19 protein-coding genes, 1 tRNA gene and 2 pseudogenes are annotated in these 23,342 nt (G+C 72.9%); 17 read left to right on the top strand and 5 right to left on the bottom strand.

Annotated elements, in window-relative coordinates; translation table 11 throughout:
* Window positions 1-54 precede the first annotated feature (54 nt).
* On the bottom strand, window positions 55-2,850 hold the full coding sequence (locus DDJ31_RS07065; protein ID WP_164785028.1) for an SCO7613 C-terminal domain-containing membrane protein: 2,796 nt from the start codon (window positions 2,848-2,850) through the stop codon (window positions 55-57).
* Between the two features lie 102 nt (window positions 2,851-2,952).
* Between DDJ31_RS07065 and DDJ31_RS07060 the strand changes: the two genes are divergently transcribed.
* Window positions 2,953-3,399: an SRPBCC family protein gene (locus DDJ31_RS07060; RefSeq protein WP_127181146.1), complete on the top strand. Its 447-nt coding sequence runs from the start codon at window positions 2,953-2,955 to the stop codon at window positions 3,397-3,399.
* A gap of 39 nt (window positions 3,400-3,438) precedes the next feature.
* Window positions 3,439-3,510 (top strand) — tRNA-Val (locus tag DDJ31_RS07055).
* A 46-nt stretch (window positions 3,511-3,556) separates the two neighbouring features.
* On the opposite strand, the gene DDJ31_RS07050 is transcribed toward DDJ31_RS07055, so the two are convergent.
* A complete protein-coding gene (locus tag DDJ31_RS07050; protein WP_127181147.1) occupies window positions 3,557-4,282 on the bottom strand; it encodes a 3'-5' exonuclease in 726 nt (241 codons plus the stop codon).
* A 168-nt stretch (window positions 4,283-4,450) separates the two neighbouring features.
* On the opposite strand from DDJ31_RS07050, the gene DDJ31_RS07045 reads away from it, so the two are divergent.
* The 3 genes from DDJ31_RS07045 (at window position 4,451) to thrS (ending at window position 8,339) form a co-directional block, all read left to right on the top strand.
* Window positions 4,451-5,017 carry a DUF4365 domain-containing protein gene (locus tag DDJ31_RS07045; RefSeq protein ID WP_127181148.1) on the top strand — a complete coding sequence of 189 codons (567 nt, stop codon included), beginning with the start codon at window positions 4,451-4,453 and terminating at the stop codon, window positions 5,015-5,017.
* Window positions 5,014-6,252, top strand: a complete 1,239-nt coding sequence (locus DDJ31_RS07040) for a hypothetical protein (protein ID WP_127181149.1) — start codon at window positions 5,014-5,016, stop codon at window positions 6,250-6,252. Before DDJ31_RS07045 ends, DDJ31_RS07040 begins: the two co-directional genes overlap by 4 nt.
* Before the next feature lie 110 nt (window positions 6,253-6,362).
* Window positions 6,363-8,339 (top strand): threonine--tRNA ligase, encoded by a 1,977-nt coding sequence (gene thrS / locus DDJ31_RS07035; RefSeq protein WP_127181150.1) that lies wholly within the window; start codon window positions 6,363-6,365, stop codon window positions 8,337-8,339.
* Between the two features lie 93 nt (window positions 8,340-8,432).
* Here thrS and DDJ31_RS07030 read toward each other — a convergent pair.
* Window positions 8,433-9,088 (bottom strand): annotated as a pseudogene (locus DDJ31_RS07030) (potassium channel family protein).
* Window positions 9,089-9,155: 67 nt separating this feature from the next.
* Here DDJ31_RS07030 and DDJ31_RS07025 point away from each other — a divergent pair.
* The gene (locus DDJ31_RS07025) at window positions 9,156-9,713 is read left to right on the top strand and encodes an HIT family protein (protein WP_127181151.1); all 558 of its coding nucleotides are present in this window, start codon (window positions 9,156-9,158) and stop codon (window positions 9,711-9,713) included.
* 87 nt (window positions 9,714-9,800) lie between these two features.
* On the opposite strand, the gene DDJ31_RS07020 is transcribed toward DDJ31_RS07025, so the two are convergent.
* Together DDJ31_RS07020 and DDJ31_RS07015 are read right to left on the bottom strand one after the other, a co-directional pair.
* Window positions 9,801-11,462: a hypothetical protein gene (locus DDJ31_RS07020; protein WP_127181152.1), complete on the bottom strand. Its 1,662-nt coding sequence runs from the start codon at window positions 11,460-11,462 to the stop codon at window positions 9,801-9,803.
* A gap of 184 nt (window positions 11,463-11,646) precedes the next feature.
* Window positions 11,647-13,854, bottom strand: a complete 2,208-nt coding sequence (locus DDJ31_RS07015) for an elongation factor G-like protein EF-G2 (RefSeq protein ID WP_127181153.1) — start codon at window positions 13,852-13,854, stop codon at window positions 11,647-11,649.
* 234 nt (window positions 13,855-14,088) lie between these two features.
* Between DDJ31_RS07015 and pgsA the strand changes: the two are divergent.
* The 11 genes and pseudogenes from pgsA to yajC all read left to right on the top strand — a co-directional run bounded on the left by pgsA (window position 14,089) and on the right by yajC (window position 23,276).
* Window positions 14,089-14,806 (top strand): annotated as a pseudogene (pgsA, locus tag DDJ31_RS07010) (phosphatidylinositol phosphate synthase).
* Window positions 14,803-15,720: a phosphatidylinositol mannoside acyltransferase gene (locus DDJ31_RS07005; protein ID WP_127181155.1), complete on the top strand. Its 918-nt coding sequence runs from the start codon at window positions 14,803-14,805 to the stop codon at window positions 15,718-15,720. The pseudogene pgsA and the gene DDJ31_RS07005 overlap by 4 nt, the downstream one beginning before the upstream one ends.
* Window positions 15,717-16,886, top strand: coding sequence for a glycosyltransferase family 4 protein (locus DDJ31_RS07000; protein WP_127181156.1), 1,170 nt, complete (start codon window positions 15,717-15,719; stop codon window positions 16,884-16,886). The genes DDJ31_RS07005 and DDJ31_RS07000 overlap by 4 nt, the downstream gene beginning before the upstream one ends.
* Window positions 16,887-17,133: 247 nt before the next feature.
* The gene (locus DDJ31_RS06995; protein ID WP_127181157.1) at window positions 17,134-17,676 is read left to right on the top strand and encodes a hypothetical protein; all 543 of its coding nucleotides are present in this window, start codon (window positions 17,134-17,136) and stop codon (window positions 17,674-17,676) included.
* A gap of 179 nt (window positions 17,677-17,855) precedes the next feature.
* Window positions 17,856-18,767, top strand: coding sequence for a pyridoxal 5'-phosphate synthase lyase subunit PdxS (gene pdxS, locus DDJ31_RS06990; RefSeq protein ID WP_127181158.1), 912 nt, complete (start codon window positions 17,856-17,858; stop codon window positions 18,765-18,767).
* Between the two features lie 5 nt (window positions 18,768-18,772).
* Window positions 18,773-19,378, top strand: a complete 606-nt coding sequence (pdxT, locus tag DDJ31_RS06985; RefSeq protein WP_127181159.1) for a pyridoxal 5'-phosphate synthase glutaminase subunit PdxT — start codon at window positions 18,773-18,775, stop codon at window positions 19,376-19,378.
* Window positions 19,379-19,426: 48 nt separating this feature from the next.
* Window positions 19,427-20,179: a YebC/PmpR family DNA-binding transcriptional regulator gene (locus DDJ31_RS06980; protein WP_127181160.1), complete on the top strand. Its 753-nt coding sequence runs from the start codon at window positions 19,427-19,429 to the stop codon at window positions 20,177-20,179.
* Between the two features lie 117 nt (window positions 20,180-20,296).
* The gene (gene ruvC / locus DDJ31_RS06975) at window positions 20,297-20,848 is read left to right on the top strand and encodes a crossover junction endodeoxyribonuclease RuvC (protein ID WP_127181161.1); all 552 of its coding nucleotides are present in this window, start codon (window positions 20,297-20,299) and stop codon (window positions 20,846-20,848) included.
* Window positions 20,845-21,450 (top strand): Holliday junction branch migration protein RuvA, encoded by a 606-nt coding sequence (ruvA, locus tag DDJ31_RS06970; protein WP_127181162.1) that lies wholly within the window; start codon window positions 20,845-20,847, stop codon window positions 21,448-21,450. Before ruvC ends, ruvA begins: the two co-directional genes overlap by 4 nt.
* A gap of 25 nt (window positions 21,451-21,475) precedes the next feature.
* Entirely contained in the window at window positions 21,476-22,558 is a 1,083-nt protein-coding gene (ruvB, locus tag DDJ31_RS06965) for a Holliday junction branch migration DNA helicase RuvB (RefSeq protein WP_127181163.1), read from the top strand.
* Between the two features lie 190 nt (window positions 22,559-22,748).
* Window positions 22,749-23,276, top strand: a complete 528-nt coding sequence (gene yajC, locus DDJ31_RS06960) for a preprotein translocase subunit YajC (RefSeq protein ID WP_127181164.1) — start codon at window positions 22,749-22,751, stop codon at window positions 23,274-23,276.
* Window positions 23,277-23,342: the final 66 nt, after the last annotated feature.

Raw genomic sequence — 23,342 nt, 5'->3', positions numbered from 1 at the left:
CGGGCTCGGGCACCGGCGGCCCCACCACGCCGGGCCCGAGCCCCGTCGCACCGGCTAGCTCATCCGCCCCAGGACCTCCCGCACCCGCCGGACGTCCCGGATGCGCCGCTCGTACGTCGCGCCGACGGCGAGCAGCAGCACTCCGGCGAGCGCGGGAGGCACCCAACGGGGCAGCACCCCCGCCAACTGCGCCAGATAGGGCCCGAGTTCGTGCAGCGCCACCAGCACGAGCACCGCACCGCCGAACACCAGGGGCGCTTGCAGCCGGTGGCGGGCGCCCAGCAGCGTGACCAGCAGGGCCGCCGCGCCCAGCAACAGCGGACGCGTCGCGTACGGCTCGGCCCAGGCCGTCACCAGGCTCGGCATCAGGGTGAAGGCGAGCCCAGGACCGTACGCCGTCCACGACGACAGCAGCGGATCACGCCTCCTGCGCACCGCCCCGACCAGCAGCGCGGGCACCGACACCGGCAGGGTGTACGCCTCCGGGGCCGCCACGCCCCACGCCGCCAGCCGCACCCACACGGCCAGCACGAACAGACCGGTCGCCGGGACGCCGACGAAGCGCCGGCCGGCACGGGCCGCCGTCCCCGCGGCGATCACCCCGCACAGACCGAGGACCAGGGAGAGCGACGCCGGGTCGGGCGCCGCCAGGCCGACCGCGAGCAGCCCCGCCGCCGCGCCGGCCGCCTCCACCGGCACGGTGGCCCGGGAGACGGCCCCGAGCCGGGCGGCGAGCAGCGCGGCGACGGCCGGTACGGACAGCAGCGGCAGCGCCGTGTGCGCGGGCGACCAGCCGGCGGCGGCGCCCGACGCGACGACCAGCACGGCGGCGTACACCAGCGCGGCCGGCGCCGCGCAGACCCTGCGGTCGACGGACCGGCACCCGGCCGCGAACAGCAGGGCCAGCGCCGCCAGCACGGTCAGGGTCGCGGTCCGCGTCGCCAGCGCCGAGCAGACGAGCAGGACGGCGGCGACCTGCGCGAGGACCAGCCCCGGCAGCCGGGTCCTGGCCGTCAGGAGCGGCGCCGCCGTGGCCAGGAACTGCACCGACAGCGCGGCCAGGAAGGGGAGTTGGAGGACCGCGGGCAGGGTGAGGAGCGCCGCCCAGGTCAGACAGAGGGCGGCCGTCAGCGCTCGCGGACGCCACGCCGCGTCACGGACCGCGAGGGCGAGCACCGCGGCCACCGACAGCAGCACCACCGGCGCCGTCCACGCGTGCGGAGGCCAGAGGCCGCCCGCCGCCACCGCCGTCCGCGCGTCGGCGGGAGCGCCCGACCAGACCCCGCCCACCCAGGACACCGGACCCAGCACCGCCACGGCGACGACCGGCACCACCCACAGCAGCGCCAGGGCCTGCACCACCGCCGACGCCCCCAGCAGACCGCGGAGCACCGGCCCGGTCAGCGGGACCCGCACGGCCGCCAACAGAGCGACACCCAGGGCCAGATGGACCGGTACCGGCCAGCCCGACGGCAGGAACGCGTGCGGGACGGTACCCGCCGATGCCACCAGCAGCAGCCCGCCGAGCAGCGCGTGCGCCGTCGCCCGCGACGCGTCCGCGAGCCGCCGGGCGGCGGCCAGCGCGAGCCCCGCCAGCAGGGCCAGCAGCGCGGTGGCCCGCGCGGCGCCCGACAGATCGACGGCGACCCACGAGAACCAGCCCGCCGCCAGCGCCGCCCAGCCGCCCGCGCCGTACGCCCCGACCAGCGCGACCACCCGGACCGCGCCACCGGCACACCGGAACGCCACCACCGTGTCCGCCACGGCCGTCACCAGCAGCACCGCCGCCCACGTGTACGGACCGGCGCCCGCCGCCAACGCCGCAAGCAGCAGCGGGAGTTGGCCCACCGACAGGGCGGCGGGCAACGGCAGCCGCAGGACGGCCCGGCAGTCAGACGGTGTCCGCGACCCGGTGGCCTCCGTGCCGTCCGCCGGTGTCCGCGACCCGGTGGCCTTCGCGTCGCCCGAAGGCGTCCGCGACCCGGTGGCCTCCGCGCCCACCGACGGTGTTCCCGGCCCGGTGGCCTTCGCGTCGCCCGAAGGCGTTCCCGGCCCGGTGGCCTTCGTGCCGTCCGCCGGTGTCCGCGACCAGGCGGCTTCCGCACCCGCCGACGGTGTTCCCGGCCCGGTGGCCTTCGCGTCGCCCGAAGGCGTCCGCGACCCGGTGGCCTTCGTGCCGTCCGCCGCCATCCCCGATCCGGTGGCCTCCGCACCCATCGACGGCATCCCCGATCCGGTGGCCTCCGTGCCGCCCGGCGGCGTCCCCGGCCCGTCGCCGTCCGACGACGGCACCCGTGTCCCCGAACCGCCCGCAAGCCGCAGCCGACGTCCCGCCCCCGCCCCCGCGCCCAGGGCCGCGCCGTACCCCGACCACACCAGTGCCAGTACCGCCGTCGCGGCCGCCGCGTACCCCGTGCCGTCCGTGGCCCTCAGTGCCGTCTCGTGCAGCGCGTACGCGTCCAGGGCCGTCAGCGCGAGGCCGAGACCCGCCACCGACTCCGCCGTCGCCGCGAGCCCCCGCCGCAGCAGCGCCACCGGCGCCGCCAGCACCGCGAGCGTCACCGCGCCCAGCACCACGGCCCGCCACGCGATGCCCAGCTGGCCCCAGCCGACCAGCGTGAACGCCACCGCCGCGAGCGCCAGCAGCACCCCGCCGAGCAGCAGCAGCACGTTCTGCACGCGAGGCGCGCCGGTCTCGGGGCGCGGTGGCGCCGGGGGCGGCGCCTGCCGGTGGAGGGCCGCGATCAGCCACGCCCTGCGCGTCAGCAACTGCGCCCGCCGGGCGTCCAGTTGATACAGCTCGGCGTCGATCAGCCGCAGCTCCTCGGCCGGTGGCGGAAAAGGTGTCATGCCCCGGAGTGTGGTCCAGGCCCCGCCGGCCGGCATGAGCGCGCGTACTCACCCCGTACTCAGATACCCGGTGCCGCCCCCGCGCGAGGGCACACTCTCCCCATGGACTGGTCCCACCACCGCTTCCGCAGCCGCTGGACGCTGGCCGCGCCCCCGGCCGCCGTGTACCGGGCCCTCGAACGGGCCGAGGACTATCCCCGCTGGTGGCCGCAGGTGCGCCGGGTGACCCGCACCGACGGGACCAGCGGCGTCGTCCGGGTGCGCGCCCTGCTGCCCTACACCCTCACCTTCACCGCCCGTGAGACCCGCCGAGACCCCGCGGCGGGCATCCTGGAGATCTCCCTCACCGGCGACCTCGAAGGCTGGGCCCGCTGGACCGTCACCGCGCACGGCACCGGCACCCTCGCCCGCTACGACCAGGAGGTCGACGTCCGCAGGGCGCTCCTCAGACGGTTCGCCGTCCCCGGCCGGCCGGTGTTCCGCGCCAACCACCGGCTGATGATGCGGGCCGGGCGGCGCGGACTCGCCGCCCACCTGGAAGCGGTTTGAAGGAACGCCGGGAACCGCTGTATGGTTCAGTGCGTTCCCGGGCGATTAGCTCAGTGGGAGAGCGCTTCGTTCACACCGAAGAGGTCACTGGTTCGAACCCAGTATCGCCCACCCGGGAGAGAGCCGGTCCGTCCCCGACGGACCGGCTCTCCGCTGTTCAGGCCGCCGCCGACAGCTCCGGTCGCAGCGGCCACGCCGGATCCACCGTCTCCGGTGTACCACTGCGCGCGAACCACGCCTGCAGACCGCGCGCCTGCGCCGCGTGCCACGTCGTCTGCAACGTGTGCAACTCACCGGGGGAGAGCCGTTCGAGGCGGGTCGCGAACCGCTGGCCGAGCGCCCGCACCACCTCGAGCGCCGCCAGGGCGTCCGCGCCCGCGTCGTGCGCGCCCTCCAGCGTCACCTCGTAGTGCGCGCACAGATCCGTCAGCGTCCGCCGGCCCTTGCGGTACCGGTCCAGATGCTTGTCCAGCACCCGCGGGTCAAGCACCCGCAGCGGCGTCGCCTCGAACCAGCGGTCGAGCGACGACGCCCGGTGCCGCCGCAACTCCCGGTCGAGCAGCGTCAGATCGAACGGCGCGTTCATCACCACCAGCGGCCTGCGCAGGGCCGCCTGCTCGGCCAGCGCGTCCGCTATCTCCAGCACCACGGGCGCGGGCCACCGGCCGTTGCGCCGCAGATGCTCGTCCGTCAGCCCGTGCACCGCGGTCGCCGCCTCCGGCACCGGAACACCCGGGTTGACCAGCCAACGGGCCACCCGCGGACGGGTACCCGGGGCGTCCTGGACGACCACGGCCGCCGAGACGATCCGGTCGGACTCGACGTCCACACCCGTGGTCTCCGTGTCGAAGGCCGCGAGCGGCCCTTCGTACCAGCACGTCATCCCAACCCAACTCCTCGTTCACCCACGGCAGCTGACGTTCCGTCTTCTGCCTGTTTGGTGATACCCGGGCCGTTTGCGCCGTACGCCGGGAGGACACAACAGGAGTACGGGTCTTTGCAGTTCAGCGGCCCGTCGCAGGGAAACCCTTGGCTTGGAAGGCTGTTCGTCATGGCGATAGCCCAGCCCGAGCGCAGCGGGCTGCTGCCCGAACGCACGGGCCCACATCGCGGCACCCTCGCCACCACCGCCTGCATGGAGACCTTGCAGGTCGGCTATCTGCACGCGGTCGCCGCCGCCGCGGGCTGCTCACTGTCCCAGCCGTTCCCCGACAACGGCATCGACTGGCACGTCAGCCACGGCTCACCCGGACACACCGTGGACGACGAGGTCACCGTCAAGGTGCAGCTCAAATGCACCTACCAGGTCGCCCCGCGCCCCCAGGGGCCGTCCTTCGCCTTCACCCTGGAAAACGACCACCTGCGCAAACTCGCCAGGACCCCCGTCTCCGTCCACAAGATCCTCGTCGTGATGCTCGTCCCGCGCTCCCAGGACGACTGGCTGCGCGCCGACCACGACCACCTCGACCTGCGGCACTGCTGCTACTGGGTCAACCTCGCCGGCCACCCCGTCACCGGCCGGACCCGGACCACCGTGCGGATCCCGACCGCGCGCATCTTCGACGACCGGGCGCTGTGCGCGATCATGGCGCGGGTCGGGACCGGAGGCAGGCCATGACGCACCGCCCGCTCCACGAGCCGTTGCGGCCGGGCAGGCCGCACCCCGTCGAGACCTCCGCGGACGCCGCCTGGCAGCGGGCCCCCGCACCCGACCAGGTCGACCCCGCCGTCCTCGGCGCCCTGCTGCTCCGGCACGGCTGGCGGCGGCGCGGCGGCGCGGCCGGCCGCTACGGCCGCTGGACCCCGCCGGGGCCGGGCGGCTCGGGCACCAGCCTGCTCGTGCCCGAGACGCACTCCTTCCCCGACAGCGACGACCTGCTCGGCGAGGCGCTCCTCGCCCTCGCCCGCAGCGGCACCCCCGCCGCCCGCGAGGTGCTCGTCGCCCTCGCCGTGCCCAGCGACGAGATCCGCTGGTGGCGGGAGACCCCGACCGGGCCCGCCGACAGCACGCCCTGGACCGTCGAGGAGCAACTGCGGTCCGCCGCACGGCAGATGCTCCTGGCCGGCGCGCTCGCCGCCCAGGCCAGGGCCGGCTACCACGGCGCCCGCCACCGGCATGCCGCCGCCACTCTCCTCGACCGCGTCCTCGTCGGCTCGGGCACCGGCGGCGACCGGCTCACCGCCTTCGCGCCCGTCGCCCCCGCCCGCCCCCTCGCCGTCCGCCTCCACCAGGCCCTGTACGCCGTCCGCGAGGCCGTCGACTACCGGCGGGCCACCGGCCGCATGGACGCCTTCGACGGCGCCGTCGAGGCCGGCGCGAGCCGCGAACTCACCGACGCCCTGATCGCCCTCGTGCGCGGCACCGAGGGCGCCCGCGTCGCCGTCGAGTGGGCGCCCGCCGCCGGTGTCCCCGAGGGCTGCGCGGCCACCGCCGAGCCCGTCGAGTTCTCGCCGGGCGACCTGCCCGCGCTGCGCGAGGCCGGCGTCCGCTACCTGCGCGGCGAACCGTCCGTGCCGGTGCGCGTCACCGGCACCGTCGAACGGATGCGCCGCTCGGGGCCGCGCGGCGAGGGCGGGATACGGCTGCGGGTGATCGCGGGCGCCGACGTCCCGTACCTCCGCGTCACCCTCGGCGAGGAGGACTACCGGATCGCCGGCCACGCCCACCTCGTCGGGCTGCCGGTGCGGGTGCAGGGCCGTCTGGAGCGGCGGGGCGGCTTCCGGCGGCTGACCGGCGCCGCCGGCGTCGTCCCCGTACAGGTGGACGAATCGGAGCGGGACCGGCTGATGAAATCGCTCCAGGAGAACCTCGACTTCTTCGGCGAGGCGTGCGGCGGGGACGAGTGCGACTGAGCGGCCACGGCCGGTAACCGTTTCGCGGTCGGCCGGTCCGGGTCGGTACGATCCACTCCTGCGCGCGCTCCTGGTATGGCGCCGCACCCCCCTTCAGTCAGGAGAGACCGGTGTCAGACGTCCGTGTGATCATCCAACGCGATTCCGAGCGGGACGAGCGTGTGGTGACGACGGGCACCACGGCCGCCGACCTCTTCGCCGGTGAGCGTTCGATCGTCGCCGCCCGGATCGCGGGCGAGCTGAAGGACCTGGCCCACGAGGTGCGCGACGGCGACACCGTCGAGCCCGTGGAGATCACCTCCGAGGACGGCCTGAACATCCTGCGCCACTCCACCGCGCACGTCATGGCGCAGGCCGTGCAGGAGATCTTCCCCGACGCCAAGCTGGGCATCGGCCCGCCGGTCAAGGACGGCTTCTACTACGACTTCGACGTCGAGAAGCCGTTCACGCCCGAGGACCTCAAGGCCGTCGAGAAGAAGATGCAGGAGATCCAGAAGCGCGGGCAGAAGTTCTCCCGCCGCGTCGTCACCGACGAGGCCGCCCGCGAGGAACTCGCCGACGAGCCGTACAAGCTGGAGCTGATCGGCCTCAAGGGCGCCGCCTCCTCCGACGACGGCGCCGACGTCGAGGTCGGCGCGGGCGAGCTGACGATCTACGACAACCTGGACGCCAAGACCGGTGAGCTGTGCTGGAAGGACCTCTGCCGAGGCCCCCACCTGCCCTCCACCCGCCTCATCCCGGCGTTCAAGCTGATGCGCAACGCCGCCGCCTACTGGCGCGGCAGCGAGAAGAACCCGATGCTCCAGCGCATCTACGGCACCGCCTGGCCGTCCAAGGACGAGCTGAAGGCGTACCTCGACTTCCTCGCCGAGGCCGAGAAGCGCGACCACCGCAAGCTCGGCAGCGAACTCGACCTGTTCTCCATCCCCGAGCAGATCGGCTCGGGCCTCGCCGTCTTCCACCCCAAGGGCGGCATCATCCGCCGGGTGATGGAGGACTACTCGCGGCGCCGCCACGAGGAGGAGGGCTACGAGTTCGTCTACACCCCGCACGCGACGAAGGGGAAGCTCTTCGAGACGTCCGGGCACCTGGACTGGTACGCCGACGGCATGTACCCGCCCATGCAGCTCGACGAGGGCGTGGACTACTACCTCAAGCCCATGAACTGCCCGATGCACAACCTGATCTTCGACGCGCGCGGCCGCTCCTACCGCGAACTGCCGCTGCGCCTCTTCGAGTTCGGGACCGTGTACCGGTACGAGAAGTCCGGCGTCGTGCACGGCCTCACCCGCGCCCGCGGCTTCACCCAGGACGACGCGCACATCTACTGCACCAAGGAGCAGATGGCGGACGAGCTGGACAAGACGCTCACCTTCGTCCTGAACCTGCTGCGCGACTACGGCCTCACCGACTTCTACCTGGAGCTGTCCACCAAGGACCCGGAGAAGTTCGTCGGCTCCGACGAGGTCTGGGAGGAGGCCACCGAGACGCTCCGCTCGGTCGCCGAGAAGCAGGGGCTGCCGCTGGTCCCCGACCCGGGCGGCGCCGCCTTCTACGGGCCGAAGATCTCCGTGCAGACCAAGGACGCCATCGGCCGCACCTGGCAGATGTCGACCGTCCAGCTCGACTTCAACCTGCCCGAGCGCTTCGACCTGGAGTACACCGGCCCCGACGGCTCCAAGCAGCGCCCGGTGATGATCCACCGCGCCCTGTTCGGCTCCATCGAGCGGTTCTTCGCGGTGCTCCTCGAGCACTACGCGGGCGCCTTCCCGGCCTGGCTCGCGCCGGTGCAGGCGGTGGGCATCCCGATCGGGGACGCGCACGTCGAGTACCTGGAGAAGTTCGCGACGGCGGCCAAGCGGAAGGGCCTGCGGGTCGAGGTCGACTCGTCGTCGGACCGCATGCAGAAGAAGATCCGCAACGCGCAGCGGCAGAAGGTGCCGTTCATGATCATCGTCGGTGACGACGACATGAACGCGGAGACGGTCTCGTTCCGCTACCGGGACGGCTCGCAGGAGAACGGCATCCCGTTCGACGAGGCCATCGCCAAGATCGCCAAGGTGGTCGAGGAGCGGGCGCAGGTCTGACCTGCGGGTCTGCCTTCGCCGGGCGCCTGGTGCCCGCCGCCGGGTCTCTCGTGCCCGCCCGGCGGTACGGCCGTGGAGAAGCCCCCGGGGGTGTCACACCCCCGGGGGCTTCTCGTCGCCCTCCCGGGCGAAGACCTGGAGCAGCCATGACGAGAACGACCCCGTCACCGCGCCCAGCAGGGCCAGACCGCCCGCCATCATGCCGACCGCGATGACCCGGCCCAGCGGGGTCACCGGCACGACGTCCCCGTAGCCGACGGTCGCGAAGGTCGAGCAGGCCCACCAGAGGGCGTCCCCGAACGTCGTCATCGTCGCCCCCGGCGCGTACCGCTCCTGCTGGTAGACGGCGAGCGAGCCCGCGAAGCCGAGCAGTACGGTGCTCAGCCCCGCGTAGAACATCACCCGCGCCTGGAGGCCAGCCGGGGCTTGCCGCGCCGGTCCTGGACGCGCTGGTAGATCTGGACGACCCGCAGCGGCCGCAGCAACGGCAGGAGCAGCACGATCGTGTCCAGCCAGTGCGTGCGCACGAACCGCGGCCCCTGCCCGCTCAGCCGCCAGCGCACCGCGTAGTCGACGACGAACACCGCCCACGTGGCGTACGTCACCGCCAGGCAGAGGTCGAGCCAGCCCCGCGGCAGCCCGACCGCGAGGACCCGTACCGCGTACGAGGCGAGATAGACCATCGACGCCACGGAGAGGGGGATCTCCATGCGCCGTTCCCAGCGGGCCGTGCGGCTGTCATCGTCCACCGGGCCAGCTTGACCCGGCGCCCTTTTCCCACAACCCCGGCGACACGATCCGAACGGGCGACGCCATATGCTGCACAGCATGACGAGTGAGCCGGAGCAGCAGCTGGGAGTGGGGACACAGGACGCGTTCCAGCGTCTGTGGACGCCCCACCGGATGGCGTACATCCAGGGCGAGAACAAGCCGACCGGCCCGGGGGCCGGCGACGGCTGTCCCTTCTGCTCGATCCCGGCCGCCTCCGACGAGGACGGCCTGATCGTCCGCCGCGGTGAGCACGTGTACGCGGTGCTGAACCTGTACCCGTACAACGGCGGCCACCTGATGGTGGTGCCCTACCGCCATGTCGCCGACTACACGGACCTCACCGAACCGGAGACGGCGGAGCTGGCGGCCCTCACCAAGCAGGCGATGACGGCGCTGCGCACGGCGTCCGGCGCGCACGGCTTCAACATCGGCATGAACCAGGGCGCGGTGGCCGGGGCGGGCATCGCGGCCCACCTCCACCAGCATCTGGTGCCGCGCTGGGGCGGGGACACCAACTTCATGCCGGTCGTCGGCCACACCAGGGTCCTGCCCCAACTCCTCGCGGACACCCGCAAGATGCTCGCGGAGGCGTGGCCGGCGTAGGGCGGTGCGGGAGGCGGCGAACTTCCTGTTCGCCGCCCTGGGCAGGAGCCGCCGAGGGCGGCCGAGCCGACCGGCTCGGCCCGGCGGCTACGCGTCGTACGTGTCGACCTTTCGTGGGGTCGGGTCCTGTACCGCGCCGCTGAGGGCGGACGAGCGTGAGCTGAAGTTGTCGGTGTTCACCCGGTGGTCCTTCAGGACGTTCAGGGTCGCGTGGTGGACCCGGCGCAGGATCGGGGTCGCCGCGCGCAGCACGTCGTCGCTCATGAAGCGGTTGCCCCAGGGCTGGTCGGCCCAGGCGTGCCGCAGGCCGAACGGCTCGGGCAGGCCGAGTGAGCCGCCCAGCCAGTTCAGCAGGGGCGGGTACCAGCCGATCGCCGCGCGGGCGGCGAGCCGTACGACCTCGTCCGGGGTGACCAGCGGCAGGCTCACCGTCCGGGTCTCCCAGAACCGCACGGTCTTGGCGACCGTCTTGGACGGCGCCGACGGCTTGCTCAGGAACAGGCCGTTCACCGGGCCGAGGGCGTGGCCGGTGACCTCGATGCGCAGCGTCTCCTTGAGGACCGTCACGGTGGTCATCATGGTGATGATCAACTGGCCGCCCCACAGCGCCCACTGGACGCCGAGGTAGTGCCGGTCACCGCTGTCGAACTGCTGGTGGTTGCAGATGTTCTCCATCGCCTTGGGCCTGACCTGGTACGCCTCCACGTCCGGGCCCTCGGGGCGGGAGACCCCGCCGGCGCCCGCGGGGATCGGGGTGACGACCCAGTCCCGTACCGTCGGCTCGGGGAAGCCGCCGGTCTTCAGGCTCTGGCGGGGCAGCATCTTCAGCTCGTCGTGGATGGCGCGGGCCAGGGTCCAGCTGCGGAACTCGTGGATGGCCTGCTGCGGGTCGGCCGGGGTCAGTTCCTCGGCGAGGATCCAGGCGCCCCAGCGGGTGCCCATGCCGAGGATGCCCTTGGGCCCCGCGTAGAAGGTCGAGTTGGACTGCTGCTCGGCGCTCAACCTGGCCAGGGACTGCCGCAGTTGCTCGGCGGCGGTCTGGTCGGGGTGGGTGGGCACGGCCTCCGGGATCTTCGCGGCGACGCCGCCGCCGGAGAGCAGGCCGTCCCAGCGGGCCCGCAGGTCCTTCGCGGTGGCCTCGCAGATCCGCTTCGCGAGGAACCAGCCGACCACGGGCGCCACCACGGCACCGCGCGCGTACCAGGCCCCCACGCCGCCGAACGGCATCTTTATCAGGAACAGCACGGCGAGGGCGCCGACCGCGAGGAGCAGCACGGTGGCCATGCCGGAGACCCGCTTGTTGTCCTGTTTGGCCATGGTGCTGCGGAGTTGGAAGACCAGCAGCCACACCAGCAGCCCCGGCAGGAACAGCACCCCGCACAGCAGCATGATCGCGGTGAGCTTCTTGTCCCGCTCGTGGCGGATGTTGTTGGCCGCCAGGCAGTGTTCGACCACCACCTGCGGCTCCGCGCCGAACGACTGGATGACGGGCTTGCGCCCGGCGCCCAGCATGCGGCCGATCACCGCCTGGGAGAACGCCTCACCGAGGTTGGGGCGGAAGATCGTCGCCCAGGAGCGGGGCGGGGTGACCGACGACTGGTGCCATTCGTTGTCGGCCTTCTTGATCTCCTCCACCGGGCTGTCCCGATAGGCGGCCGAGGCCAGCGCGAACGTCGCCATCTGCCCTTCGTCACCCGAGCGAGGCACCTGCGGACCGAAGAAGTCCGGATAGTTGCCGTCAACGCTCATTCCCGCCCCCATCGCCACCGGACACCGCTCCTGCGGCTTTCCCGACTTCCGTGCTCCGCACACCTGTTGATCAGGTCATCGCGGCAAATCCTCGACAACCCGATGAGGTCATCAGCGTATCCGCAGCCGCCCGCCGGGAGGGGAGCGTTCCGCCGAGGTCACCCGGCGCGGGGGCGACATCGGGTCACCCGCGGCCGGGGGTCTCCTTCCGCAGCCGGTCGGCGACCTGGGCGGGCATCGGCTCGTGCCGGGCGTAGGCGCGGTGGAAACGGGCGGTGCCGTGCGAGAGGGAACGCAGGTCGACGGCGTACCGGCCGATCTCGATCTCGGGGACCTCGGCACGGATCGACGTCCTTCCGCCGCCCGCCTGTTCGGTGCCGAGGACCCGCCCGCGCCGCCCGGAGAGGTCGCTCATGACGGTGCCCACATAGTCGTCGCCGATGAGCACGGTCACCTCCGCGACCGGTTCCAGCAGGTTGATGCGGGCGTCGGCGGCGGCCTCCCGCAGGGCGAGCGCGCCGGCCGTCTGGAACGCCGCGTCGGAGGAGTCGACGGAGTGCGCCTTGCCGTCGAGGAGGGTGACCCGCACGTCGATCAGCGGGTATCCGGCGGCGACCCCCTTGGCGGCCTGGGCCCGTACGCCCTTCTCCACGGACGGGACGAACTGCCGCGGCACCGAACCGCCGACCACCTTGTCGACGAACTCGATGCCCGAACCCCCGGGCAGCGGCTCCACCTCGATCTCGCAGATCGCGAACTGCCCGTGCCCGCCCGACTGTTTGACGTGCCGCCCGCGCCCGGCCGCCCGCGCCGCGAACGTCTCCCGCAGCGGCACCCGGTGCGCGACGACGTCGACCTGGACGCCGTAGCGGGTGCGCAGCCGCTCCAACGCGACGTCGGCGTGCGCCTCGCCCAGGCACCACAGCACCAACTGGTGGGTGTCCGGGTTCTGTTCGAGCCGCATCGTCGGGTCCTCGGCGACCAGCCGGGCGAGGCCCTGGGAGAGCCGGTCCTCGTCGGCGTTGCTGTGCGCCTCGATGGCGAGCGGCAGCAGCGGGTCGGGCAGCTCCCAGGGCTCCATGAGGAGCGGGTCGTCCTTGGCGGAGAGGGTGTCGCCGGTCTCGGCGCGGCTCAGCTTCGCCACGCACGCCAGGTCGCCCGCGACGCAGTGGGTGAGCGCCCGCTGCTGCTTGCCGAAGGGCGCGGACAGGGCGCCGACGCGTTCGTCGGACTCGTGCGCGGGCCCGCCTCGGCGGCCGGGTCCGGTGAGGCCGTGCCCGAGGACGTGCACGGTGTCGTCGGGGCGCAGGGTGCCGGAGAACACCCGGACCAGACAGACCCGGCCGACATAGGGGTCGGAGGAGGTCTTCACCACCTCGGCGACCAGCGGCCCGTCCGGGTCGCAGGGCTTCAGCTCACGGCCGTCGCCCGCCGGGTCGGTCACCTGGGGCGCGGCCCGCTCCAGCGGGGTGGGGAAGCCGCGGGTGATCAGTTCGAGGAGTTCGACGGTGCCCAGGCCCTGCCGGGCGCCGTCGGCGGCGGGGGCGGCGGCCAGGACGGGGAAGAAGGAGCCGCGCGCCACCGCCCGCTCCAGGTCGGCCACGAGCGTCGTGACGTCGATCTCCGCGCCGCCGAGGTAGCGGTCCATGAGGGTCTCGTCCTCGCTCTCCGCGATGATCCCCTCGATCAGCCGGTTGCGGGCCTCCTCGATCCCGGCCCGTTCCCCGGCGCCCGGCTCGGACTCCTCGCGCTGCCCCGACGCGTAGTCGAACAGCGTGCGCGACAGCAGTCCGGTCAGTCCGGTCACCGGTGCGTGCCCGTCGGGTCCCGGGGTGCCGCGCAGCGGCAGGTAGAGCGGCAGCACCGCGTCGGGGTCGTCGCCGCCGAAGGCCGCCGCGCAGCTCCTGACGGTCTCCTCGAAGTCGGCCCGCGCGGCCTCCAGGTGCGTGATCACGATCGCCCGCGGCATGCCGACGGCCGCGCACTCCTCCCACACCAGCCGGGTCGAGCCGTCCACGCCGTCGGCCGCCGAGACGACGAAGAGGGCCGCGTCCGCCGCCCGCAGACCGGCCCGCAGCTCCCCGACGAAGTCGGCGTACCCGGGGGTGTCCAGCAGGTTGATCTTGACGCCGTCCCAGCCGACCGGCACCAGCGAGAGCTGGACCGAGCGCTGCTGGCGGTGCTCGATGTCGTCGAAGTCCGAGACGGTGCCGCCGTCCTCCACCCGGCCCGCCCGGTTCACCGCCCCCGCGGTCAGCGCGAGGGCCTCCACCAGGGTCGTCTTGCCCGCTCCGCGGTGGCCGACCAGCACCACGTTCCGCACGGACGCGGGATGGTCGGCCGCCGTGGCCCTGCCGGCGGCTCCGGGGTGTGCGTTCGCCTTGTCGCCCATGGTCCTGCCTCCCGTGCGCGGTGAGGTCACTGGGGCGCGGGTGGGCGGGGCCGCGTACGGGGGCGGCTCCGACGGCGCCCGCGGTCCTTCGAGCTTTCCACTCCCGTCACGGCGCGTCCATACGGGGGACACGACCGCCGGGGCCGCCGCGCCCCCTCCCGGACGGGCCGTCCGCCGGATCTCCGCACAGGGGTGCGGGTGCCCGACCGTCGCACACGCGCGCGCGTGGCTACGATGGGCCAGCCGACGGCCAGCAGGGGCCGCGCGGCCACCGACCGTCGGGAAGGCCATGCTGAACAAGTACGCGCGTGCATTCTTTACGCGTGTCCTCACACCGTTCGCCGCGTTTCTCATCCGCCGGGGAGTCAGCCCGGACACGGTCACGCTGATCGGCACGGCCGGGGTGATGGCGGGAGCGCTGGTCTTCTACCCCCAGGGCGAGTTCTTCTGGGGCACGGTCGTGATCACACTCTTCGTCTTCTCCGACCTCGTCGACGGGAACATGGCCCGCCAGCTGGGCCGCTCCAGCCGCTGGGGCGCCTTCCTCGACTCCACCCTCGACCGGGTGGCCGACGGCGCGATCTTCGGCGGGTTCGCCCTCTGGTACGCGGGCCGCGGCGACGACATCGTGCTCTGCGCCGTGTCGATCTTCTGCCTGGCCAGCGGCCAGGTGGTGTCGTACACCAAGGCGCGCGGCGAGTCGATCGGCCTGCCGGTCGCCGTCAACGGACTCGTCGAGCGGGCCGAGCGGCTGGTGATCTCGCTGGTCGCCGCCGGTTTCGCGGGCCTGCACACGTTCGGCGTGCCGGGCATCCAGTACCTGCTGCCGGTCGCCCTGTGGGTGGTCGCGGTGGGCAGCCTGGTCACGCTGGTCCAGCGGGTGGTCACCGTCCGCCGTGAGTCGGCGGAGGCGGAGGCCGCGGCCGAGCACGACAACGAGGCCGCCACGTGAGCGCCCGCGACCGGCTGACCGACTCCCTCTACGGGCTCGGCTGGGGCGCGGTCAAGAAGCTCCCCGAACCGGTCGCCGTGCGGCTCGGCCGCACCATCGCCGACCTCACCTGGAAGCGGCGCGGCAAGGGCGTGCGGCGCCTCGAGAGCAACTACGCGCGCGTGCTGCCCGACGCGAGCCCCGAGCGGCTCGCCGAGCTGTCCCGGGCCGGGATGCGCTCCTACCTGCGCTACTGGATGGAGTCGTTCCGGCTGCCCGCGTGGAGCGCCGACCGGGTCCGCGAGGGCCTCACCGTCAAGGACCTCCACCACCTCACCGACGGCATCGCCGCCGGCCGGGGCGTCGTCCTGGCGCTGCCGCACATGGCCAACTGGGACCTGGCGGGCGCCTGGGTCACCACCGAGCTGCGCATCCCGTTCACCACGGTGGCCGAACGCCTGAAGCCCGAGACCCTCTACGACCGGTTCGTCGCCTACCGCGAGGGCCTCGGCATGGAGGTCCTGCCGCACAGCGGCGGCACTGCCTTCGGGACGCTCGCCCGACGGCTGCGCGACGGCGGCCTGGTCTGCCTGGTCGCCGAACGGGACCTGTCGTCGTCCGGCGTCGAGGTCCAGTTCTTCGGCGAGGCCACCCGCATCCCGGCCGGCCCCGCCCTGCTCGCCCAGCAGACCGGCGCGCTGCTCCTGCCCGTCACGCTCTGGTACGACGACTCACCCGTCATGCGGGGCCGGATCCATCCCCCGATCGAGGTACCGGAGTCTGGCACCCGGGCCGAGAAGACGTCCGTCATGGCACAGGCGCTGGCCGACGCCTTCGCCTCGGGGATCGCCGACCATCCGGAGGACTGGCACATGCTCCAGCGCTTGTGGCTCGCCGACCTGGAACCACGCCCCGCGGACGGGGAGCGCCCGTGAGGATCGGCATCGTCTGCCCGTACTCCTGGGACGTACCGGGCGGCGTCCAGTTCCACATCCGCGACCTCGCCGCCTACTTCATCCGCCAGGGCCACGAGGTCTCGGTGCTCGCCCCCGCCGACGACGACACCCCGCTGCCGCCGTACGTCGTCTCCGCCGGCCGCGCGGTGCCCGTGCCGTACAACGGCTCGGTCGCCCGGCTCAACTTCGGCTTCCTGAGTGCCGCCCGGGTCCGCCGCTGGCTGCACGACGGCCACTTCGACGTGATCCACATCCACGAACCGACCTCGCCCTCCCTCGGCCTGCTGACCTGCTGGGCGGCGCAGGGCCCGATCGTGGCGACGTTCCACACCTCCAACCCGCGCTCCCGGGCGATGATTGCCGCCTACGCCATCCTCCAGGCGGCCCTGGAGAAGATCAGCGCCCGCATCGCGGTGAGCGAGTACGCCCGCCGCACCCTCGTCGAACACCTCGGCGGAGACGCGGTGGTCATCCCCAACGGCGTCGACGTCGACTTCTTCGCTGACGCCGAGCCGCGCCCCGAGTGGCAGGGGAACACGATCGGCTTCATCGGCCGCATCGACGAACCCCGCAAGGGGCTGCCGGTCCTCATGAAGGCGCTCCCGCGGATCCTCGCCGCCCGCCCGGACACCCGCCTCCTGGTGGCGGGCCGCGGCGACGAGGAGGAGGCCGTCGAGACGCTCCCGGCCGAGCTGCGCTCCCGCGTCGAGTTCCTCGGCATGATCAGCGACGAGGACAAGGCCCGCCTGCTGCGCAGCGTCGACCTGTACCTCGCGCCCAACACCGGCGGCGAGAGCTTCGGCATCATCCTGGTCGAGGCGATGTCGGCGGGCGCCCCGGTCCTCGCCTCCGACCTGGACGCCTTCGCCCAGGTCCTCGACCAGGGCGCGGCCGGTGAACTCTTCGCCAACGAGGACCCCGACGCCCTCGCGCGCGCGGCCGTCAGACTGCTCGCCGACCCGGCCCGCAGAGCCGAACTGACGGCACGCGGCAGCGCCCACGTACGCCGCTTCGACTGGTCGACGGTCGGCGCGGACATCCTCTCCGTCTACGAGACGGTGACGGCGGGAGCGGCGGCGGTCGCGGCAGCCGACGACGACCGGACCCCGGGCCTGCGGGGGAGATGGGGCCTGGCACGGGACTGACGGGCGTTTCAGCCCGTCCGGGGTTCGAGGACGAGGCCGTCGGGCTGTGGCGGGGGACAGGGGGCGGCAGCCCGATTGACGGCTCTCCTCTCACCCACCCGTGCCTGTCAGCCCGTCCGGGGTGTGAGGACGAGGCCGTTCAGGCCGGAAGCTGGGGTCCGGGGGCGGTAGCCCCCGGGGCCGGTGCGCGAGCCCCACGACCCCCGCGCCCCACCTGCCGCACCGCCGCGCGCGTAGGCTGCGGGCCGTGACCCCAACCCTGATCTGGACCCTCGTCGTTCTCGTGGCGATCGGCCTGTATCTGAGCTGGACGGCCGGCCGCCTCGACCGTCTCCACGCCCGTATCGACGCCGCCCGCGCCGCCCTCGACGCCCAACTGCTGCGCAGGGCGTCCGTGGCCCAGGAGCTGGCGACGTCCGGTGTCCTCGACCCGGCCGCGTCCATCGTCCTGTACGAGGCCGCGCACGCCGCCCGGCAGGCCGAGGAGGAGCAGCGGGAGTTCTCGGAGAGCGAGCTGAGCCAGGCGCTGCGGGCCGTGTTCGCGGAGCCGCAGCAGGTCGAGGCGGTCCGCGAGGTGCCCGGCGGGGACGCGGCCGTCGGCGAACTGGCGGAGGCGGTGCGCCGGGTCCCGATGGCCCGCCGCTTCCACAACGACGCGGTGGGCGCCGCCCGCAGGCTCCGCCAGCACCGCAAGGTCCGCTGGTTCCGCCTCGCCGGGCACGCGCCGTTCCCGATGGCGTTCGAGATGGACGACGAACCGCCGGCGGCGCTGGTGGAGCGGGTGGCCTGAACCCACCGGGCGCGCGCCCGCCCGCACGCCCGCCCGGGGGAGGGGCCTGACCGGCCCGACCACGCCCCTCGCCAGGACAAAACGATCCACCGCTCAACCATTGGCCCTTGCTGTGGACCGGTCGTCTCACGTTTCCTCGGTGGTGCAGAAACCCCCCTTTTCCCCGAGTGAGGTCGCCCGTGTCCAGCACGCTCTCCGACAACCAGGCCCCCGAGACCGGCACCGCGCGCGTGAAGCGCGGCATGGCCGAGCAGCTCAAGGGCGGTGTGATCATGGACGTCGTCACCCCGGAGCAGGCGAAGATCGCCGAGGACGCGGGCGCCGTCGCCGTCATGGCCCTGGAGCGGGTGCCGGCCGACATCCGCAAGGACGGCGGCGTGGCCCGGATGTCCGACCCGGACATGATCGAGGGCATCATCGCGGCGGTCTCCATCCCGGTGATGGCCAAGTCCCGCATCGGCCACTTCGTGGAGGCCCAGGTCCTCCAGTCGCTCGGCGTCGACTACATCGACGAGTCCGAGGTCCTCACCCCCGCCGACGAGGTCAACCACTCCGACAAGTGGTCGTTCACCACGCCGTTCGTCTGCGGCGCGACCAACCTCGGTGAGGCGCTGCGCCGGATCGCCGAGGGCGCCGCGATGATCCGCTCCAAGGGCGAGGCCGGCACCGGCAACGTCGTCGAGGCGGTCCGCCACCTGCGGCAGATCAAGAACGAGATCGCCCGGCTGCGCGGCTTCGACAACCACGAGCTGTACGCCGCGGCCAAGGACCTGCGCGCCCCCTACGAGCTGGTCAAGGAGGTCGCCGAGCTGGGCAGGCTGCCCGTCGTGCTGTTCTCCGCGGGCGGCGTCGCCACCCCGGCGGACGCCGCGCTGATGCGCCAGCTCGGCGCCGAGGGCGTCTTCGTCGGCTCCGGCATCTTCAAGTCGGGCGACCCGGCCAAGCGCGCCGCCGCCATCGTCAAGGCCACCACCTTCTACGACGACCCGAAGATCATCGCGGACGCGTCCCGCGACCTCGGCGAGGCCATGGTCGGCATCAACTGCGACACCCTGCCCGAGACCGAGCGCTACGCCAACCGCGGCTGGTAAGCGCGATGACGAACCCTGTCGTCGGCGTCCTCGCCCTCCAGGGCGACGTACGGGAGCACCTCGTCGCCCTGGCCGCGACGGACGCCGTGGCCAGGCCGGTGCGGCGGCCCGAGGAACTGGACGGGATCGACGGCCTGGTGATCCCGGGCGGCGAGTCCACCACCATCTCCAAGCTGGCCGTCCTCTTCGGCGTCCTCGACCCGCTGCGCGCACGCGTGCGTGCCGGACTCCCCGTCTACGGCACCTGCGCGGGCATGATCCTGCTCGCCGACAAGATCCTCGACCCGCGCTCGGGCCAGGAGACCGTCGGCGGGATCGACATGATCGTGCGGCGCAACGCCTTCGGCCGGCAGAACGAGTCCTTCGAGGCGGCCGTCGACGTGCGGGGCGTGGCGGGCGATCCCGTCCAGGGCGTCTTCATCCGCGCGCCGTGGGTGGAGTCGGTGGGCGGCGCCGTCGAGGTGCTCGCCGAACACGACGGCCACATCGTCGCGGTCCGCCAGGGCGACGTGCTCGCCACGTCGTTCCATCCGGAGCTGACCGGCGACCACCGCGTGCACGCCCTCTTTGTCGACATGGTGCGCGCGCGGGCGAAGGCGGACGCCTTGTAGGATCTCTGGCGTTCAGGCAGAGATGGGTTACGCGAAGGAGACAGGCAGATGTCCGGCCACTCTAAATGGGCCACGACGAAGCACAAGAAGGCCGTGATCGACGCCAAACGCGGCAAACTCTTCGCGAAGCTGATCAAGAATATCGAGGTCGCGGCGCGGATGGGCGGCGTCGACATCGAAGGCAACCCGACGCTCTACGACGCCATCCAGAAGGCCAAGAAGCAGTCGGTGCCGAACAAGAACATCGACTCCGCGGTCAAGCGCGGCGGTGGTCTCGAGGCCGGTGGCGCCGACTACGAGACCATCATGTACGAGGGGTACGGCCCCAACGGCGTCGCGGTGCTCATCGAGTGCCTCACCGACAACCGCAACCGCGCCGCCTCCGACGTGCGCGTCGCCATGACCCGCAACGGCGGCAACATGGCGGACCCCGGTTCGGTGTCGTACCTCTTCCACCGCAAGGGCGTCGTGATCGTCCCCAAGGGCGAGCTGACCGAGGACGACGTCCTCGGCGCCGTCCTCGACGCGGGCGCGGAGGAGGTCAACGACCTCGGCGAGTCCTTCGAGGTGCTCAGCGAGGCGACCGACATGGTCGCCGTCCGCACCGCCCTCCAGGACGCCGGGATCGACTACGACTCCGCCGAGGCCAACTTCGTCCCGACCATGCAGGTCGAACTGGACGAGGACGGCGCCCGGAAGATCTTCAAGCTGATCGACGCGCTGGAGGACAGCGACGACGTGCAGAACGTCTTCGCCAACTTCGACGTCAGCGACGAGGTCATGGAGAAGGTCGACGCGTAACACTGCCGCGAACCCAACGGGCCGACGGGACACACCTCGTCGGCCCGTCGCCGTGTCGGCCGATGTCGGTGGCACCCGATAGCCTGCACAAACAGGCGATCGAAGAAGGGGGCGGCGGTGCGCGTACTCGGGGTGGACCCCGGCCTCACCCGGTGCGGGGTCGGCGTCGTGGAGGGGGTCGCGGGCCGGCCGCTCACGATGCTCGGCGTCGGGGTCGTCCGCACGCCCGCGGATGCCGAGTTGGGCCTGCGGCTCGTCGCCGTCGAACAGGGCATCGAGCGGTGGCTCGACGAACACCGGCCCGAATTCGTCGCCGTGGAACGGGTGTTCAGCCAGCACAACGTCAGCACCGTGATGGGCACCGCCCAGGCGAGCGCCGTCGCGATGCTGTGCGCGGCCCGCCGAGGCATCCCCGTCGCCCTGCACACCCCCAGCGAGGTCAAGGCCGCCGTCACCGGCAGCGGCCGCGCCGACAAGGCCCAGGTCGGCGCCATGGTCACCCGGCTGCTCCGGCTCGACGCACCCCCCAAGCCCGCCGACGCGGCCGACGCCCTCGCCCTCGCCATCTGCCACATCTGGCGCGCTCCGGCGCACAACCGCCTGCAACGCGCGGTCGCCCAGCACACCGCCAAGGCATCCGAGTCCTCCTGGAAAGGCCGCACCGCATGATCGCCTTCGTCAACGGCCCGGTCGCCGCCCTCGCCCCCGACTCCGCGGTCGTCGAGGTCGGCGGCATCGGCATCGCCGTCCAGTGCACCCCGAACACCCTCTCGACCCTGCGCATGGGGCAGCCCACGAAACTGGCCACCTCGCTGGTGGTCCGCGAGGACTCCCTCACCCTGTACGGCTTCGCCGACGACGACGAACGGCAGACCTTCGAGCTGCTCCAGACCGCCAGCGGCGTCGGCCCCCGCCTCGCCCAGGCCATGCTCGCCGTGCACACCCCCGACGCCCTGCGCCGCGCCGTCTCCACCGGCGACGAGAAGGCCCTCACCGCGGTCCCCGGCATCGGCAAGAAGGGCGCCCAGAAGCTCCTGCTGGAACTGAAGGACCGGCTCGGCGCCCCGACCGGCGCCTCCACGGCCGTCTCCCAGACCGTCGCCGGCTGGCGCGACCAGCTGCACGCCGCCCTGATCGGCCTCGGCTACGCCACGCGCGACGCCGACGACGCCGTCGCCGCCGTCACCCCGCAGGCCGAGGCCGCCGGCGCCACCCCGCAGGTCGGACAGCTCCTGAAGGCGGCACTCCAGACCCTGAACCGCGCCCGCTGACCCTCCACCCTCCGAGGCACATCACATGAACTGGGACGATCCGACCGACCCCGACGCCGCCGAGCGGCTCGTCGGCGCGTCCGCCGACCGTGAGGACCAGGCCGTCGAGGCCGCCCTGCGCCCCAAGGACCTGGACGAGTTCATCGGCCAGGAGAAGGTCCGCGAACAGCTCGACCTGGTGCTGCGCGCCGCCCGCGCGCGGGGCGCGACCGCCGACCACGTACTGCTCTCCGGCGCCCCCGGCCTCGGCAAGACCACCCTCTCCATGATCATCGCCGCCGAGATGGGCGCCCCCATCCGCATCACCAGCGGCCCCGCCATCCAGCACGCCGGCGACCTCGCCGCGATCCTCTCCTCCCTCCAGGAGGGCGAGGTCCTCTTCCTCGACGAGATCCACCGCATGTCCCGGCCCGCCGAGGAGATGCTGTACATGGCGATGGAGGACTTCCGCGTCGACGTCATCGTCGGCAAGGGGCCCGGCGCCACCGCCATCCCGCTCGAACTGCCGCCGTTCACCCTGGTCGGCGCCACCACCAGGGCCGGACTGCTGCCGCCGCCGCTGCGCGACCGGTTCGGCTTCACCGCGCACATGGAGTTCTACGAACCGGCCGAACTGCGCCGCGTCATCCACCGTTCGGCCGCCCTCCTCGACGTGGAGATCGACCCCGAAGGCGCCGCCGAGATCTCGGGACGCTCCCGCGGCACCCCCCGCATCGCCAACCGCCTGCTGCGCCGCGTCCGCGACTACGCGCAGGTCAAGGCGGACGGCGTGATCACCCGCGAGATCGCCGCCGCGGCCCTCGCCGTGTACGAGGTCGACGACCGCGGCCTCGACCGCCTCGACCGCGCCGTCCTGGAAGCGCTGCTGAAACTGTTCGGCGGCGGCCCGGTCGGCCTCTCCACGCTGGCCGTCGCGGTGGGGGAGGAGCGGGAGACCGTCGAAGAGGTGGCCGAGCCCTTCCTGGTCAGGGAGGGCCTGCTGGCCCGCACCCCGCGCGGCCGGGTCGGCACCCCCGCCGCCTGGGCCCACCTCGGCCTGACCCCGCCGCAGCAGCAGACGGCGGGCGGCGGCGCCCGAACCGGACAAGGGGACCTGTTCGGGACGTGACACCGCCGTGACAGCACGCACATTGGCCGGGTCAGGAACCCTGGTGCCATGCTGAGCGTTGTTCCCTGCGCGCGGACTCGCTTAGACTCCGCCGATGCCGCCTGTGTCGGCGGTGTACCTACCCCCATCCAAGAGGCCGCTGTCCGCCGCGGTCGTGCGAAGGAAATTCCGTCCCGTGAATAACATCGGCATGCTCCTCCCCTTCATCGTGCTCATCGGGGCCATGTTCCTCATGACCCGCTCGGCCAAGCGCAAGCAGCAGCAGGCTCAGACGATGCGCAACGAGATGCAGCCCGGCAGCGGCGTCCGCACGATCGGGGGCGTGTACGCGACGGTCAAGGAAGTCAACGACGACACGGTTCTCGTCGACGCCGGCCCGGGAGTGGAGCTTCTCTTCGCGAAGAACGCCATCGGTGCCGTCCTCTCGGACGACGAGTACAACCGGATCGTCCACGGCGTCGAGCACGACCTGAAGTCCGACGCCGACCTCGTCCCGGACGACGCCTCCTCCCTCACCGAGAGTGACGGCTCTGCCGCCGACGAGCACTCCGTCGACCTCGGCAAGGACCTCGGCGCGAAGAAGACGGCCGAGGAGCCCGCCACGCCGGCGGCCGACGAGCCCGTCGCCGCCGAGCCGAAGCCGGCCGAGGCGAAGACCGCCGAGCCGGCGTCGGACGAGGAGCCGAAGAAGATCGACGGCGACTCCGCCGCCAAGTAGGCGCACCGAGGGGGCGTGCGGGGGTGATCCGCGCGCCTCGGTCAGTGTGTCCCGCACGGGATCCCG

Origin of the sequence: Streptomyces griseoviridis (genome assembly GCF_005222485.1) — a bacterium.
Lineage (GTDB): Bacteria > Actinomycetota > Actinomycetes > Streptomycetales > Streptomycetaceae > Streptomyces > Streptomyces hintoniae.
The sequence above is the reverse complement of the archived record's forward strand: the minus strand, read 5'-3'. Positions and strand labels throughout refer to the sequence as shown.